13 protein-coding genes are annotated in these 13,914 nt (G+C 74.5%); 8 read left to right on the top strand and 5 right to left on the bottom strand.

Translation table 11 applies throughout. The features are described 5' to 3' along the window. Positions 1 to 19 precede the first annotated feature (19 nt). Positions 20 to 1,837, top strand: a complete 1,818-nt coding sequence (locus OIE12_RS25970) for an HSP90 family protein (protein ID WP_329139272.1) — start codon at positions 20 to 22, stop codon at positions 1,835 to 1,837. Continuing rightward, positions 1,834 to 3,897, top strand: a complete 2,064-nt coding sequence (locus OIE12_RS25965) for a hypothetical protein (RefSeq protein WP_329139270.1) — start codon at positions 1,834 to 1,836, stop codon at positions 3,895 to 3,897. The genes OIE12_RS25970 and OIE12_RS25965 overlap by 4 nt, the downstream gene beginning before the upstream one ends. Before the next feature lie 145 nt (positions 3,898 to 4,042). Here the strand turns inward: OIE12_RS25965 and msrB are convergent, their stop codons facing one another. From msrB to OIE12_RS25945, 4 genes are all read right to left on the bottom strand, one after another. Continuing rightward, positions 4,043 to 4,450: a peptide-methionine (R)-S-oxide reductase MsrB gene (gene msrB / locus OIE12_RS25960; RefSeq protein WP_329139267.1), complete on the bottom strand. Its 408-nt coding sequence runs from the start codon at positions 4,448 to 4,450 to the stop codon at positions 4,043 to 4,045. A 53-nt stretch (positions 4,451 to 4,503) separates the two neighbouring features. Further along, positions 4,504 to 5,892, bottom strand: coding sequence for a UDP-N-acetylmuramate--L-alanine ligase (murC, locus tag OIE12_RS25955; protein ID WP_329139265.1), 1,389 nt, complete (start codon positions 5,890 to 5,892; stop codon positions 4,504 to 4,506). A gap of 112 nt (positions 5,893 to 6,004) precedes the next feature. Next, complete coding sequence (locus OIE12_RS25950; protein ID WP_329139263.1) at positions 6,005 to 6,478, bottom strand: indole-3-glycerol phosphate synthase; 474 nt, start codon at positions 6,476 to 6,478, stop codon at positions 6,005 to 6,007. Between the two features lie 129 nt (positions 6,479 to 6,607). Beyond that, complete coding sequence (locus OIE12_RS25945; RefSeq protein WP_329139261.1) at positions 6,608 to 7,423, bottom strand: pyrimidine reductase family protein; 816 nt, start codon at positions 7,421 to 7,423, stop codon at positions 6,608 to 6,610. A gap of 73 nt (positions 7,424 to 7,496) precedes the next feature. On the opposite strand from OIE12_RS25945, the gene zapE reads away from it, so the two are divergent. The 6 genes from zapE to OIE12_RS25915 all read left to right on the top strand — a co-directional run bounded on the left by zapE (position 7,497) and on the right by OIE12_RS25915 (position 13,122). Then, positions 7,497 to 8,567, top strand: coding sequence for a cell division protein ZapE (gene zapE, locus OIE12_RS25940; protein ID WP_329142219.1), 1,071 nt, complete (start codon positions 7,497 to 7,499; stop codon positions 8,565 to 8,567). Between the two features lie 152 nt (positions 8,568 to 8,719). Next, positions 8,720 to 9,601 (top strand): polysaccharide deacetylase family protein, encoded by an 882-nt coding sequence (locus OIE12_RS25935; protein ID WP_443054074.1) that lies wholly within the window; start codon positions 8,720 to 8,722, stop codon positions 9,599 to 9,601. Positions 9,602 to 9,653: 52 nt separating this feature from the next. Then, positions 9,654 to 9,905: a hypothetical protein gene (locus tag OIE12_RS25930; protein WP_329142389.1), complete on the top strand. Its 252-nt coding sequence runs from the start codon at positions 9,654 to 9,656 to the stop codon at positions 9,903 to 9,905. A gap of 126 nt (positions 9,906 to 10,031) precedes the next feature. Further along, the gene (locus OIE12_RS25925; protein WP_329142218.1) at positions 10,032 to 10,754 is read left to right on the top strand and encodes an aminoacyl-tRNA hydrolase; all 723 of its coding nucleotides are present in this window, start codon (positions 10,032 to 10,034) and stop codon (positions 10,752 to 10,754) included. 119 nt (positions 10,755 to 10,873) lie between these two features. Beyond that, positions 10,874 to 12,199: a DUF692 domain-containing protein gene (locus OIE12_RS25920; protein ID WP_329139257.1), complete on the top strand. Its 1,326-nt coding sequence runs from the start codon at positions 10,874 to 10,876 to the stop codon at positions 12,197 to 12,199. A 128-nt stretch (positions 12,200 to 12,327) separates the two neighbouring features. Then, positions 12,328 to 13,122 (top strand): TIGR04222 domain-containing membrane protein, encoded by a 795-nt coding sequence (locus OIE12_RS25915; protein WP_329139255.1) that lies wholly within the window; start codon positions 12,328 to 12,330, stop codon positions 13,120 to 13,122. Positions 13,123 to 13,179: 57 nt separating this feature from the next. Here the strand turns inward: OIE12_RS25915 and hemQ are convergent, their stop codons facing one another. Next, positions 13,180 to 13,911: a hydrogen peroxide-dependent heme synthase gene (gene hemQ / locus OIE12_RS25910; protein WP_329139253.1), complete on the bottom strand. Its 732-nt coding sequence runs from the start codon at positions 13,909 to 13,911 to the stop codon at positions 13,180 to 13,182. Positions 13,912 to 13,914: the final 3 nt, after the last annotated feature.

Here is a 13,914-nt window from a genome sequence, read left to right as displayed (position 1 = left end):
CCGTGTCCGGGGAGAGTCCGTGAGCCAAACCTTCCGTGTCGATCTGCGCGGGATCGTCGACCTGCTGAGCCATCACCTCTACACCAGCCCGCAGGTGTACACCCGCGAGCTGCTGCAGAACGCGGTGGACGCGATCACCGCCGCGCGCGGTGCGGACACCGGCACCACGGCTGCCGGCGCCACGGACGCCCCCGGCCGGATAGCCCTGACGTCCGGGGACGCCACCGGCGACGGCTCCCTGACGGTCGAGGACAACGGCATCGGCCTGACGGAGGCGCAGGTCCACGAACTGCTCGCCACCATCGGCCGCAGCTCCAAGCGGGACGAACTGGGCTTCCAGCGGCACGAGTTCCTCGGCCAGTTCGGCATCGGCCTGCTGTCCTGCTTCATGGTCTCCGACTCCATCGAGGTGACCACCCGCCGCGCCGGCGAGCCCACGGTGCTGTGGCACGGCCGCTCCGACGGCAGCTACACGGTGCGCCCGGCCCCCGCCGACGCCCAGCGCGCCGAGCCCGGCACCACGGTCACGCTGCGCCCGCGCCCCGGCTGCGAGCACCTCCTCACCCGGGACGCCGTCACCGAACTGGTGACCCACTACGGCGCCCATCTGCCGCACACCGTCACGGTCGACGGCGAAGGGGTGACCGGTGGCCCCGCCCCCTGGGACCGCCCGGCGGACGAGGACCCGGGCCGCCGCCGGGCCCGCCTGGAGGCGTACTGCGAGCGGGTGTTCGGCTTCGTCCCCTTCGACGTGGTCGACCTGGAGGCCGCGGAGTCCGGGCTGCGCGGTGTCGCCTTCGTGCTGCCGATGCCCGCCAACCCGGCGGTCCCCGCCCGGCACCGCGTCTACCTCAAGCAGATGCTGCTCTCCGAGGGCGCCGAGCGGCTGCTGCCGGAGTGGGCCTTCTTCGTCCGCTGCGTCGCCGACACCTCCGAGCTGCGCCCCACCGCGAGCCGGGAGGCGCTCTACGAGGACTCCCTGCTGGAGAGCACCCGGGACGCGCTCGGCGCGGGCCTGCGCGCATGGCTGGTCCGGCTCAGCCGGAGCGATCCCGCCCGGCTGCGCGAGTTCCTGCGCGTCCACCACCTGGGCGTGAAGGCCCTCGCCCTGCACGACGACGAGATGCTGCGGCTGGTCACGGACTTCTGGCCGATGGAGACCAACGTCGGCCCGCTGACCCTGGCCGAGTTCCGGGAGCGGTACGGGGTCGTCCGCTTCACCCCGCTGGTCGACGAGTTCCGCCAGCTCGCCCCCGTGGCCGCCGCCCAGGGCCTCGCCGTCGTCAACGCCGGCTATGTGTACGACGCGCAGCTCATCGACCGGATGGCCACCGTGGACGGCACGGTGGAGGCGGAGCCGCTGCGCGCAGCCGACCTGACCACCCATCTGGAACGGCTGAGCGCCGCGGAGGAACAGGCGCTCGCCCCCGCCCTCGCCGCCTGCGACCGGGTCCTGTCCCGTCTCGGCTGCGATCTGCTCGTACGGTCCTTCGAGCCGTCCGGGCTCCCGGCGCTGTATCTGCTCGACGACGACACCGCGTTCCAGGTCGACCTGCGGGAGGCCAGGGAAGCGGCGGACGACGTGTGGGCGTCGATCCTCGGCAGCTTCGAGACCGCCGAGGAGCCGCGCCCCCGCCTGGTCCTCAACCACCGCAACGCGCTGGCCCGCCAGGTGCTCGCGCTGGCGGACGCCGAACTGCGCGCGACCTGCCTGGAGGGCCTGTACGTGCAGGCCCTGCTGCTCGGCCACCATCCCCTGCGCCCGGCCGACACCGCCGCGCTCAACCAGTCCTTCCTCGGCCTCATCGGCCGGGCCGTCGCCGGGGGTGCCCGATGAGCCACACCGAACAGGAGCTGCGCGCGCTCTACCAGAAGACGTTCGCCATGCCGAAGGGGCCCGCGAAGTTCGCGGCGCTGGAGGAGGTGATGCGCCACGCGGACGCGCTCGGCCTGGTCGAGTTCGCCTTCGACGTACGGATGAACGCCACGTCGGTGTTCCAGCACAGCTGGGTCCCGGCCAAGGCGTTCCTCTCCTACTCCTGGTGCCTGGCGGCGTACGACCGCGAGCCGGAGCGGTTCGGCGCGGGCGCCGAGCACCGGCTGCTGTGGGCCATCAAGTGGATGATCTACAGCGTCCACCAGTTCCCGGAGATCCCGCTCCAGCGCGCCACGGACCTGCTGGAGGACATGGAGCGCCGCTACCGGCGCGGCGGCCACAGCATGCACGCCGTGCTCCAGCACCGGGGGCTGATCGCGGAGAGCGTGGGCGAGCCGGCCCGGGCGCAGGAGTTCTACGAGCAGATGTCCCGCACCCGGCGCGACGCGCTGTCGGACTGCTCCGGCTGCGTGCCGAGCAGCCAGGTGCGCACGCTGGTCGCGCTGGGCCGGGACGAGGAGGCGATACGGGTCGGGGAGCCGGCCCGCACCTCGGGGTGCAGCGAGCAGCCGCAGTGGATCAACTCCGAGCTGCTGCTGCCGTACGTGCGCACCGGGCGGGGCGCGCAGGCGGCGGAGGCCCACCGCACCGCCTACCGGCGGATCCGCGACAACCCGCACCACCTGGCCGAGCTGGCCCTGCACCTGCTGTTCTGCGTGCACACCGGGAACGCGCGGCGGGGCCTGGACCTCGTCGAGCGCCATCTGTCCTGGCTGGACAACGCCCGGACACCGCTGGCGGAGGCCGAGTTCGCGGCCGCGGCGGTGGCCGTGCTGAGCGAGCTGGAGCGGCGCGGCGAGGGCGGGCTGACGCTGCGGTTCCCGACGGTGGAGGGGCGGCGCCGCCCGGACACCACGGTCGCCGGGCTCGCCGTCGAACTGCGGGAGCGGGCGGGGGCGATCGCGGCCCGGTTCGACGCCCGCAACGGCAACGACTACCAGAGCACCCGGCTCGGGCGGTGGATGGCGGCCGGGCGGATCGGCGAGCCGGTGGAGCTGTCCGTGTTCTCCACCGCCGCCCACGCGGACCGCAAGCCGGGCGCGGCACGGGTCAGGACGCTGGTCGAACAGGTGGCCGCCGCGACGGCCGCGGGCGACGCCGAGACCGCCGCGCGCACCCGGTTCGCCGTCGCCGAGGCACTGCTGGAGGCCCGGCGGCCCATGGAGGCGCAGGAGGCCGCGGAGGAGGCGGTCCGCGAACTGGCCCGCCTCGGCCTGGCCGAGGACGCCGACCGCTGCCGACTGCTCCTGGCCCACGCCTCCGCGAACGACGGCCACCGGGCGGAGGCGGCCCGCCGCCTGCGGGAACTGCTGGACCGCGGGGCGGGCGACGGGGCTGGGGCTGGGGCTGGGGAGACGGAGATACCCGGGCTGCCCCCGCGCGCCGAGTTGGAGGATCAGCTCGGGCGTTGGCTGGGCCACGGGCCGGAGGCGTCGCGCCGCCATGCGGCGGCGGCCCGCGGCTTCGCCGGCCTCGGCCGCACCGAGGAGAAGCTGGCCGCGCTGCGGCGGGCGCTGCTGTGCGGCCCGGACCCGGCGGCGGTGGACGGACTGCTGGCCGAGGTGGAAGCGGCACTGACCGGACCCGAGGCGGCGAAGGCCGCGGCCGAGGACCGGGCCGGGCTCCGGTTCACCGGCGCCCGCGCGCTCTACGACACCGGCCGGACGGCCGAGACGGCGGACCAGCTGGAGCAGGCGCCCGCACGCTGCTCACCGCCGGGACGCCGGACGGCGGACGGTCCGGCGCGGCCAGGGACCTGCTCGGCTGCGTACTGGCCGGGCTCGCGAGCGTCCGGCTGCTCCTCGACGCCCCGGACGCGGCCGAGGCGGCGGCCCGCGCCGCCCTGGACGTGCTGGCCGGGACCGAGGCCGACCCCTGGAACGAGTCCCGGTGGCACGCGGCCGTGGTCCTCGTCCGGATCCTGCGGGCCCGCGGCGCCCTCACGGAGGCCGAGCGGCTGATGGCCGAGCACGAGGTGGAGGCGGACGAGGCGGACGGCTGGACCGGCTGGGAGGGCTGACCGGCCGGAACGACGGGCGGGGCCGGTCGGCATGACGGAACCGACCGCCGGGGGACGAAGCCCCCGGCGGTCGGTCCTGGTCCGGCTCAGCTCTCGTCGGGCGTCAGCCGCAGCGAGATGCTGTTGATGCAGTACCGCTGATCCGTGGGGGTCGCATACCCCTCACCCTCGAACACGTGCCCGAGGTGGGAGCCGCAACGGGCGCAGCGCACCTCGGTGCGGACCATCCCGTGGGAGCGGTCCTGGATCAGCTCCACCGCGTCCGTGTCCTTCGGGTCGTAGAAGGACGGCCACCCGCAGTGGGACTCGAACTTGGTGCCGGAGGTGAACAGCTCGGCACCACAGGCGCGACAGGAGTACACGCCCTTGGTCTTGGTGTCGGTGTACTCACCGGTGAACGCCGGCTCCGTGGCGGCCTGGCGCAGCACCGCGTACTCCGCCTGGTTCAGCTCCGCGCGCCACTGCTCGTCCGGCTTGTCGACGTCGTACGCCACGACTGCCACCCCTTACCCACTCGAACCGCTTGAACCGCTTGTCTTCGGCGCGGCTACCGCTGCGCCAGGCGCTCCAGGATCCGCGGACCGAGATCGGTCACGTCTCCCGCGCCCATGGTGAGAACGAGATCACCGGGCTCCGCCATTCCCGCGACGGCCTCGGGCACCCCGTCCATGCCGTGCACGGCCCGTACGCCGGCGCCGGCGGCCCGGGCCGCGTCGAGGATCAGCTCGCTGGTGACGCCGGGGATCGGGTCCTCGCGCGCGGGATAGATGTCGAGGACGAGGGAGGCGTCCGCGAGGGCGAGCGCCTGCCCCATCTCCTTGCCCAGCTCCTGCGTGCGGGAGAACAGGTGCGGCTGGAAGACGACCAGGATGCGGCCGTCGGTCCCGGCGCGCATGGCCTCCAGGTCGGCGGTCATCTCGGTGGGGTGGTGCGCGTAGGAGTCGACGACCTGGACACCGGCCGCCTCGCCCTTGAGCTGGAGGCGCCGCTTGACACCCCGGTAGGCGGCGAGCGCGGGGGCCAGCTCGGCGGCCGGGATGCCGAGCGCCCGGCCGGCCACGAGTGCGGCGACCGCGTTGTGCGCGTAGTGCCGGCCGGGGACGGAGACCGTGAAGGTGAGCGGGGCGCCGTCCAGGTCGATCGTGACCTCGCTGGTCAGCCCGTGCGGCACGACGGACAGCACGCGCACGTCGGCGTCCGCCGCCTCCCCGTACGTCACCGTCCGCACGGACCCGGCCAGCCGTCGGGTCAGCTCGCGGGCGCCCTCGTGGTCGGCGCTGACGACGAGGGTGCCGCCGGGCACGATCCGTCCGGCGAACGTCTCGAAGGACTCGTAAATCTCGTCCATGGAGGCGTAGTTGGCGTGGTGGTCGAGTTCGACGTTGAGGACGATCGCGACCTCGGGGGCGTACTTGTGGAAGCTGCGGTCGCTCTCGTCGGCCTCGGCGACGAAGACCTCGCCCTCGCCGTGCAGGGCGTTGGAGCCGGGGGCGTCCAGGTCGCCGCCGATCGCGTACGAGGGCCGGCGGCCCAGCTCGGTGAGCGAGACGGCGAGCATGGAGGTGGTGGTCGTCTTGCCGTGCGTCCCGGCGACGGCGATCGGACGCAGCCCGTCCATCAGCCGGGCGAGTGCGTCCGAACGGTGGACGACCGGGATGCCGCGCTCGGCCGCGCGGGCGAGCTCGGGGTTGTCGGCGCGGATCGCGGAGGAGACGACGACGCAGCTCGCGTCGTCGGCGAGGTGCTCGGCGGCGTGGCCGAGGTGCACGGTGACGCCGAGCGCGCGCAGCGCGTCCGCCGTCGGCGAGTCCTTGGCGTCGCTGCCGGCGACCTTCGCGCCGCGCTGGGCGAGGATCTTGGCGATGCCCGACATTCCGGCGCCGCCGATGCCGATGAAGTGCGGTCGGTCCATGGCGGGGGGAAGGCCGGGTGCCATACGTGTCTCTCCCAGATGCGGTACGACGGTGAACGCGCCGGGGGCGCGGGCACAGCCTATGCGGTGCCCGTCGGTGCCCGGCGCCCGCCGCACGCTCAGTCCCTGCCTCGGCTCAGTCCTTGCTGTGGCTGAACAGCTTGAGCACCGGGACGCCGACCTTGTGCCGCGCCCGGGAGGCCCAGTCCCGGTGGAAGAACTCCTCCACGTAGTGCGGATCGGTCAGCACGATCACCTCGTCCGCGCCGACCTCGGCGACGAGCGCCTTGAGCGCGTCCAGGGGATGCGCCTCGATGAGTCTGCCGTCCGCCTCGCTGCCGGCCGCGTGCAGGGCGCGCAGGGAGACGTCGAGCGCACGCCGGCCGGGGCCGAGTGCCTCGTCCCCCTCGGGCGTCTCCCCCTCCCGCGCGGCCTCGTCGAGCTCCCCGAGGGCGACGTCGTCCAGCGCGCGCAACAGGCGGTCCGCCTGATCCCCGCGGGGCTGGAGCAGGACGTGGAAGGCGACGGCCTCCTCCCCGTGCAAGGTGGTCACGAACTCCACGTCGGCCGATGTCAGGGCCTTCTCAATCATCAGCACACTCGAAAACACGCCGCCTGCCCCTCTTCTCCCACTCGGACCCGAACCCGGTCCCTTACCATCCTGCCCCGTCTTCCCACCCGGGGTGGGTTCAGGCGCGCGCCCGTGACAGGGGCGCGGGGAACGGAACAGACGTCGCGCTCACCCCCGCCGGTAGCGCGTGAAGAGGAACCCCTCCTCCTCCAGCACCGACGCCGGCCGGAACCGCTCCGGAACCGTCACCCCCGGCCCCCCGGCGATCCGCTGCGCACCCCCCGCCACCACCACCGGCGCCACCGTCAGACACAACTCGTCCAGCACACCCCCCGCCACGAACTGCCCCAACAACCGCGGCCCGCCCTCCGTGAGCAGCCGCGTCAGCCCTCGCTCCGCCAGCGCCCGCACCACCCGCACCGGATCCACGCCCATCCCGTCCCCCGCGACCACCACCCGCACCCCCGCCCGCTCCGCCTCCGCCACCCGCCCCGGATCCGCCGCCGCCCCCGTCAGCAGCAACGTCGGCACCAGCGGCGACGTGAACAAGGGCAGCGAGAAGTCCAGCTCGAGTCCCGCGCTGACCACGGCGATCGCCGGCGCGGGTCCCTGCCCGGCGGCCTCCCGCAGCGCCGCGGCCTCGGCCACCGCCCGGGCCGGCCGGTACCCCTCCTGCCGTACCGTCTCCGCGCCGACGACCACCACGTCCGCCAGCGCCCGCAGCATCCCGAAGATCCGCATGTCGGCCGCGCTGGAGATCGGCTTCGTCTGGCCCTCGTGCTGCGCGGCCCCGTCGAGCGTGGAGACCATGTTGGCCCGCAGCCACGGCCGCGGCTCCCCGCCCTCCGGCTCGGGATAGGCGTACGCGGCGGCGAGCTCGTCGAACGTCCACTCACGGTCGACGGCGGCGGAGGCGGGCCCGGAGCCGCCCCTCGCGCCGGAAGCTCCAGGTGTCGTGTCGGTCACAGGCAGCAGGCGTCGCATGCGGTGCAGTCTGGCACGGCGCCTACCATGGGGAACCGTGCCCTCCTCCACCCCCGCCGCCGGCATAGAACCGATGGCCGACACGGCCCCGCTCTCGCTGTGCGCCCGCGAACCCCACGTCCCGGCCGACCGGCTGGTCGCCGAAATGGTGCCGCCGCCGCGCTTCGACTCGGTCCGCTTCGCCACGTACCTCCCGGACCCGAACCAGCCCAGCCAGACCGAGGCCGTCCGCGTCCTGGAGGGCTTCGCCGCCGGACTCGACGGCGGCGGCCCGCAGAGCGCCGGGAAGCGCTCGTTCCTCGGCTTCGGGAAGGGCTCCCGGAAGGCCAAGGCCCCGGTCGGCCCCCGCGGCGTCTACCTCGACGGCGGGTACGGCGTCGGCAAGACCCACCTGCTGGCCTCCCTCTGGCACGCCACCCCCGCCGAGCCCGCCCGCAAGGCGTTCGGCACCTTCGTGGAGCTGACGAACCTGGTCGGCGCCCTCGGTTTCCAGCAGACCGTGAAGACGCTTTCCGGGCACCGGCTGCTCTGCATCGACGAATTCGAACTGGACGACCCGGGGGACACCGTCCTCGTCTCCACCCTGCTGGGCCGGCTGGTCGACGCCGGGGTCGCGCTCGCCGCCACCTCGAACACCCTGCCGGGCAAGCTCGGCGAGGGCCGGTTCGCCGCCGCCGACTTCCTGCGCGAGATCCAGGGCCTGTCCGCCCACTTCCGCGCCCTGCGGATCGACGGCGAGGACTACCGCCACCGGGGACTGCCCGAGGCGCCGGCCCCGTTCACCGACGCGCAGGTCACGAAGGCCGCGCAGGCGACCCCGGGCGCCTCGCTCGACGCCTTCCCCGCCCTCCTGGACCACCTCGCCCGGGTCCATCCCAGCCGCTACGGCGCGCTGACCGACGGACTGCGGGCGGTCTGCCTCACCGACGTGCGTCCGGTGCCGGACCAGTCGACGGCGCTGCGGCTCGTCGTCCTCGCCGACCGGCTGTACGACCGCGAGGTGCCGGTACTTGCCTCGGGGCTGCCGTTCGACCGGCTGTTCAGCGAGGAGATGCTGAACGGCGGCTACCGCAAGAAGTACTTCCGCGCGATCTCCCGCCTCACGGCCCTGGCACGCGACGCGAAGGGTCTCGTGGCGGAGTAGGCCCCGAGGAGCCGTAGGGGGCTGAAGGGGGGACCGAGAGGCTACCGAGAGGCTGGGGACTACCGCCGTCGGGTGACGTCCCCCCTCCACTGCGGCCGACGCCGCCTTCACTGCCCGATTCGTCACATTTATCCGCTTATCTTCATGCGGTGATCTCTCGACGCCTTCGTCACCTCGCCCTCGTCCCCGCCCTCTGCCTCCTCCCCGTCGCCGCCCTGGCCGGCTGCGGCACCGCCACCGGCGCGCACCCCGGGCCCCGCCCCTCCACCGCCGCCCCGTCCGCCCACTCCTCGCCGACCGCCTCCCCGAAGCCGCCCACCCTGGCCCCAGGGCCGGGCGGTCTCGCCCCCGTCTTCTCGCACGGGCCGCGCGACGCCGCGCACAAGACGGTCGCCCTCACCTTCGACGCCGACATGACCGCCGACGAGGGACCGCGCGCCGCCGCCGGGGAGCACTTCGACAACCCTGGGCTGATCGACACCCTGCGCGCGCTGAAGGTCCCGGCGACCGTGTTCATGACGGGCCGATGGGCCGAGGAGTACCCGGGCGAGGCCAAGGCCATCGGCCGGGACCCGCTCTTCGAGATCGCCAACCACTCCTACAGCCACTACTCCTTCACCGCCGACTGCTACGGGCTGCCGACGCTGGACGGCGACACGGACCGCATGCGCACCGAGGTCGAACGCGCGTTCACCGCGATCCGCACGGCGGGAGTGGACCGTCCGATGCCGTACTTCCGCTTCCCGGGCGGCTGCCACGACCGGCGGTCGCTGCACGCGGTCAACGCGCTCGGGGTCACGGCGGTGCAGTGGGACGTGGTCGGCGGGGACGCCTTCGCGACGGACGCCGACGCCGTGGCGCGGCAGGTGCTCGACGGCGTCCGCCCCGGTTCCGTGGTCGTCCTGCACTGCACCCGCAGCGCGGCCCCGGCGACCGAGCAGGCGGTGCGGAAGGTCGTCCCAAAGCTGCGCGAGCGCGGCTACCGGTTCGTCCGGGTCTCGGAGCTCATCGGCGCCTCGACGGGGCGGCACTGAGCCGGACCCGCACCGGACCGCGACTGTCGGTGGGCGGCTCTACGCTGGTGTCATGGTGGAGAAGACAGGGGAAGCGCGGCAGACACGGGAGCCGCGGCAGCCGGTGGAGTCCGCGGCGGACACGGACGGCTACTGCGCGCCCGCCGGGGCCACGGCGGGGTCGGTGCCGAAGGCCGACCGGCCGCCGTACGCCGAGTGCGTGCTGTGCCGGGAGCCGACGGAGTACCCGGAGTCGCGGAAGGGGACAACCCTGTGCCCCGTCTGCGAGTGGCAGGAGGCCCAGCGGACCGCCTGCTCGGGCTGACCGGACGGCCGTGATCGCGCCCCTGGCAGACTGGGGACCGTGACGACCGACCCGACCCCCGACACCGCAGCCTCCCCGGGAAGCAGCGCCGCGCCGGAAAGCGCCCCCGCCCCCGCCGGCGCCGAGGTGCCGCCGCCGTCCGCGCGCGAGCAGGACAGCCCCTTCCGCACCGAGCCGACCGCCCGCGACACCGCACGGCAGTTTGTCCTGCCGCTGGTCGTCCGCATCGAGCGGGCCGCACCGCCGGCCCGTACGGACGCGCTGGAGACGGCCGCCCGGGCGGTGCTGGTGATGCTGAGCGACGAGCGGTCGCTCGGCGACGGGCCCTGGGCGCGGGCGATGCGGGACTGGCAGGACGCCCGCATCCGCAAGGTGGTGCGGCGGGCGCGCGGCGCGGAGTGGCGGCGGGCCGAGGCGCTCGACGGCCTCACGGTCACCGGCGGCTCCGCCGAGGTGCGGGTCTTCCCTCCCGTACCGCTGGACGGCTGGCCCAAGGACCTGGCCCGGTTGCAGGTCTCCGGCACCGACCTCGACGACCCGGAGCCGCCGCCCGCCGCCGGGGCCGGCCTGCCGGTGCTGTGGCTCAACCCGGAGCTGGAGATGTCGGCGGGCAAGGCCATGGCCCAGGCGGGGCACGGCGCGCAACTGGCCTGGTGGGAGCTGTCCGACGCGCAGCGCGCCGACTGGCGGGCGGCCGGTTTCCCACTGGCGGTGCGTACGGCGCCGGCGTCCCGGTGGGCGGAACTCACCGCGTCCGGGCTGCCGTTGGTGCGGGACGCGGGCTTCACGGAGATCGCGCCCGGCTCGGCCACGGTGGTCGCGGAGCACCCGGCGCTGCGGCGGGGCTGAGGGCGCATCGCAAGCGCGGCCGGGCAACCTCAAATGTTGCTCTGAAGGGTCCCCGTGGGCGGTTCGGCCGGGTCCTCCGGGGCGATGACACCGTCACCTACGGGAGGAGGGGGCCGGGGATGGAGCGGCTGGGGACGGGGATCGGCTGGCGGCCGGAGATCGCGGAGGCCGTGGAGCGGATGCCGGGCATCGACTGGGTCGAGGCCGTGGCGGAGAACCTCTGCCCCGGCCATCTGCCCGACTCGCTGCTGCGGCTGCGCGAGCGCGGGGTGACCGTCGTACCGCACGGCGTCTCCCTCGGCCTCGGCGGCGCCGACCGCCCCGACGAGGCCCGGCTGACCGCCCTCGCCGAGCGCGCCGAGGCGCTGGGCTCGCCGCTGGTCACCGAGCACATCGCGTTCGTCCGCGCGGGCGGCCCCGGCACCGGTTCCCCGCTGCTGGAGGCGGGCCATCTGCTGCCGGTGCCGCGTACCCGGGACGCGCTGGACGTGCTGTGCGCGAACGTACGCATCGCGCAGGCCGCGCTGCCGGTGCCGCTCGCGGTGGAGAACATCGCCGCGCTGCTCGCCTGGCCCGGCGAGGAGATGACGGAGGGCCAGTTCCTGTACGACCTCGTCGACCGCACGGGGGTGCGGCTGCTGATCGACGTGGCCAATCTGCACACCAATCACGTCAACCGGGGCGAGGATCCGGCACGGGCGCTCGACGAGCTGCCGGTCGAGGCGATCGCGTACGTGCATGTGGCGGGCGGCTACGAGCGGGACGGTGTCTGGCACGACAGCCATGCGCACCCGGTGCCCGCGCGGGTCCTCGACATCCTAGCCGACCTCGCGGGGCGGGTGCGGCCGCCGGGGGTGTTGCTGGAGCGGGACGAGGACTTTCCGTCGGGGGCGGAGCTGGAGGGGGAACTGCGGGCGATCGGGGAGGCGGTGGAGAGGGGCGCGGCAGCGGGGACGGCAGCTGCGAAGACCAAGGCCGCCGGTACCGTCACCGGTCCCGTCGCCGTGTCCGCCCCCGCGTCCGACGCCGCGTCCGATGCCGCGTCCGACGCCGCCCGGGAGCGGGTCGGGCATGCGGAGACCGCGCTGCTGGCCGCGCTCGTCGCGGGGGCGGTGGTGCCGGAGGGGTTCGACGCGGTGCGGGTCGGGGTACAGGCGCGGGCGTTGGCGGCGAAGCGGGCGGGGGTGGTGGCCAAGGTGGCACCGGAGCTGCCGGAGATCCTGGGGGAGGGCTATCGGGCGGCATTCCTGGCGTATGCGCAGGTGCGGCCGATGGGCGGGGGATACCGGCGGGACGCGCTGGACTTCGCGGGGCACGTGCTGGACGGGGGCGCAGTGGTGAGCGCGCGGGCGCGCCGCCGGTTGCGTCGCTGGTGGCTGGAGCGCGCGGGCCCCACCCCACCGACCCGCCTCACCCGCGCGACCCGCCTCCTCCTCCCCCACTGACGTTCCTTCGCCTCCGCCCGAGGCCCCCCGCACAAGAACGCCCCATCCCGCACACCCGCACCACCCATGTCGTCCGCATCGTGAGAACCCCATGGCGGTGACCGGCCGGTTGGTCTTGGATCAACGCCATGGTCTCGGTCCTCCTGCTGCTTCTGGCCTGGTGCGCCGCCGGCACGGCCTGCGCACGGCTCTGCCTCGCCGCGGTCCGCGCGGCCACCGCCGTCGTCACCTCTGCCGAGACCGCCGGGAGCACCGGCACCGCCGGCCGGGAAGGGGACGAGACGCGGCAACTCACCCTCTACGAGGCCGCGTTCCTGTCCGGCGGCCCCACGAGGGTCGTCGATCTGACGCTGGTCTCCATGGCGCGTGGGCGCCGGCTGCTGCTGGCGCACACCGGCTGGGTCACGGTCGTGGACCCGGAGCCCGAGAACGAGCTGGAGCGGTCGGTGCTGGCGGCCATAGGGCCACAGGGCCAGTCCAGGATCACGCCGGTGCGCAGGGCGGCGGCCGCCACGGAGGCCGTGCGCGGACTCGCCGCCCGGCTGACCGCCGCGGGGCTCGCGGTGCCGGACGGGGGCGGGGCGCGGACGACGGTGGCGGGTGCGGTGCGCCAGGTGCGGGCCGCCGCCGCGGCCGTGGTGGCGCTGGGCGTCGTCGCGCTGCTGATGCCGGAGGACGGCGGCGCGGCCGACTGGCTGGTCGCGCTCTGGTTCGCGCTGCCGCTGCTGCTGAGCGTCAGCTGTCTGGCGATCGCCCGGGTGGAGGCCCATCCGTACGCCCGGTGGGCCTCACCGGCCGGTCAGCAGCTGCTCGCCGCGGCCGTCGCCGCCGAGGGGACGGACCAGGAACTGGCACTGGTCGCCGTCCGCGGCACCCGGGCGCTCGGCGAACCGGAACTGAGGGCGGCGTTCACCCACCGGTAGCCCCCGGCCCCGCGGAAGTCGCGGGGCCCGGAACACGCCGCCCCCTGATGCCCGCCGTCAGGCCAGCCCCGCCACCAGCTCCGCGACATCCTTGCGACGCCCCGTGTAGAACGGGACCTCCTCGCGCACGTGGCGGCGGGTCTCCGAGCCGCGCAGGTGGCGCATGAGGTCGACGATGCGGTGCAGTTCGTCGGCCTCGAAGGCGAGGACCCACTCGTAGTCGCCGAGGGCGAAGGACGCCACGGTGTTGGCGCGCACGTCCGGGTAGTCGCGGGCCATCCTGCCGTGCTCGGCGAGCAGCCGGCGGCGCTCCTCGTCGGCCAGCAGGTACCACTCGTAGGAGCGCACGAACGGGTAGACGGCGACGTAGTCGCGCGGGGTCTCGTCGGCGAGGAACGCCGGGATGTGCGCGCGGTTGAACTCGGCGGGGCGGTGCAGCGCCATGTTCGACCACACCGGCTCCAGCGCGCGGCCCAGCTTCGTGCGGCGGAAGAGGTTGTACGCCTCCTGGAGCTGGTCGGCGGTCTCGGCGTGCCACCAGATCAGGACGTCGGCGTCGGCGCGCAGGCCGGAGACGTCGTACGTGCCGCGGATGGTCACGTCCTTCGCGGCGAGCTGGTCGAACAGTTCCTGGACCTCGTCGGCGTACCCGGCGCGGTCCTCGGGGAGCACGTCCTTCAGCTTGAAGACGGACCACAGGGTGTAGCGGATGACCTCGTTGAGGTCCTTGGCCAGCTTGCCCTTGTTCGGGATCCGGGCGTGCTCGGTGGTGGGTGCGTCGTCACTCATGGG

The sequence above is a fragment of the Streptomyces sp. NBC_00670 genome (assembly GCF_036226765.1).
Lineage (GTDB): Bacteria > Actinomycetota > Actinomycetes > Streptomycetales > Streptomycetaceae > Streptomyces.
Note: the sequence above shows the minus strand (reverse complement) of the source record. Positions and strands in the feature narration are given on the sequence as shown.

Excerpts from the sequence above, each read along its gene's own strand:
- OIE12_RS25965 (WP_329139270.1), top strand. The coding sequence starts at position 1,834 with ATGAGCCACACCGAACAGGAGCTGCGCGCGCTCTACCAGAAGACGTTC.
- murC (WP_329139265.1), bottom strand. The coding sequence starts at position 5,892 with ATGGCACCCGGCCTTCCCCCCGCCATGGACCGACCGCACTTCATCGGC.
- OIE12_RS25945 (WP_329139261.1), bottom strand. The coding sequence starts at position 7,423 with ATGCGACGCCTGCTGCCTGTGACCGACACGACACCTGGAGCTTCCGGC.
- zapE (WP_329142219.1), top strand. The coding sequence starts at position 7,497 with ATGGCCGACACGGCCCCGCTCTCGCTGTGCGCCCGCGAACCCCACGTC.
- OIE12_RS25930 (WP_329142389.1), top strand. The coding sequence starts at position 9,654 with ATGGTGGAGAAGACAGGGGAAGCGCGGCAGACACGGGAGCCGCGGCAG.
- OIE12_RS25920 (WP_329139257.1), top strand. The coding sequence starts at position 10,874 with ATGGAGCGGCTGGGGACGGGGATCGGCTGGCGGCCGGAGATCGCGGAG.
- OIE12_RS25915 (WP_329139255.1), top strand. The coding sequence starts at position 12,328 with ATGGTCTCGGTCCTCCTGCTGCTTCTGGCCTGGTGCGCCGCCGGCACG.
- hemQ (WP_329139253.1), bottom strand. The coding sequence starts at position 13,911 with ATGAGTGACGACGCACCCACCACCGAGCACGCCCGGATCCCGAACAAG.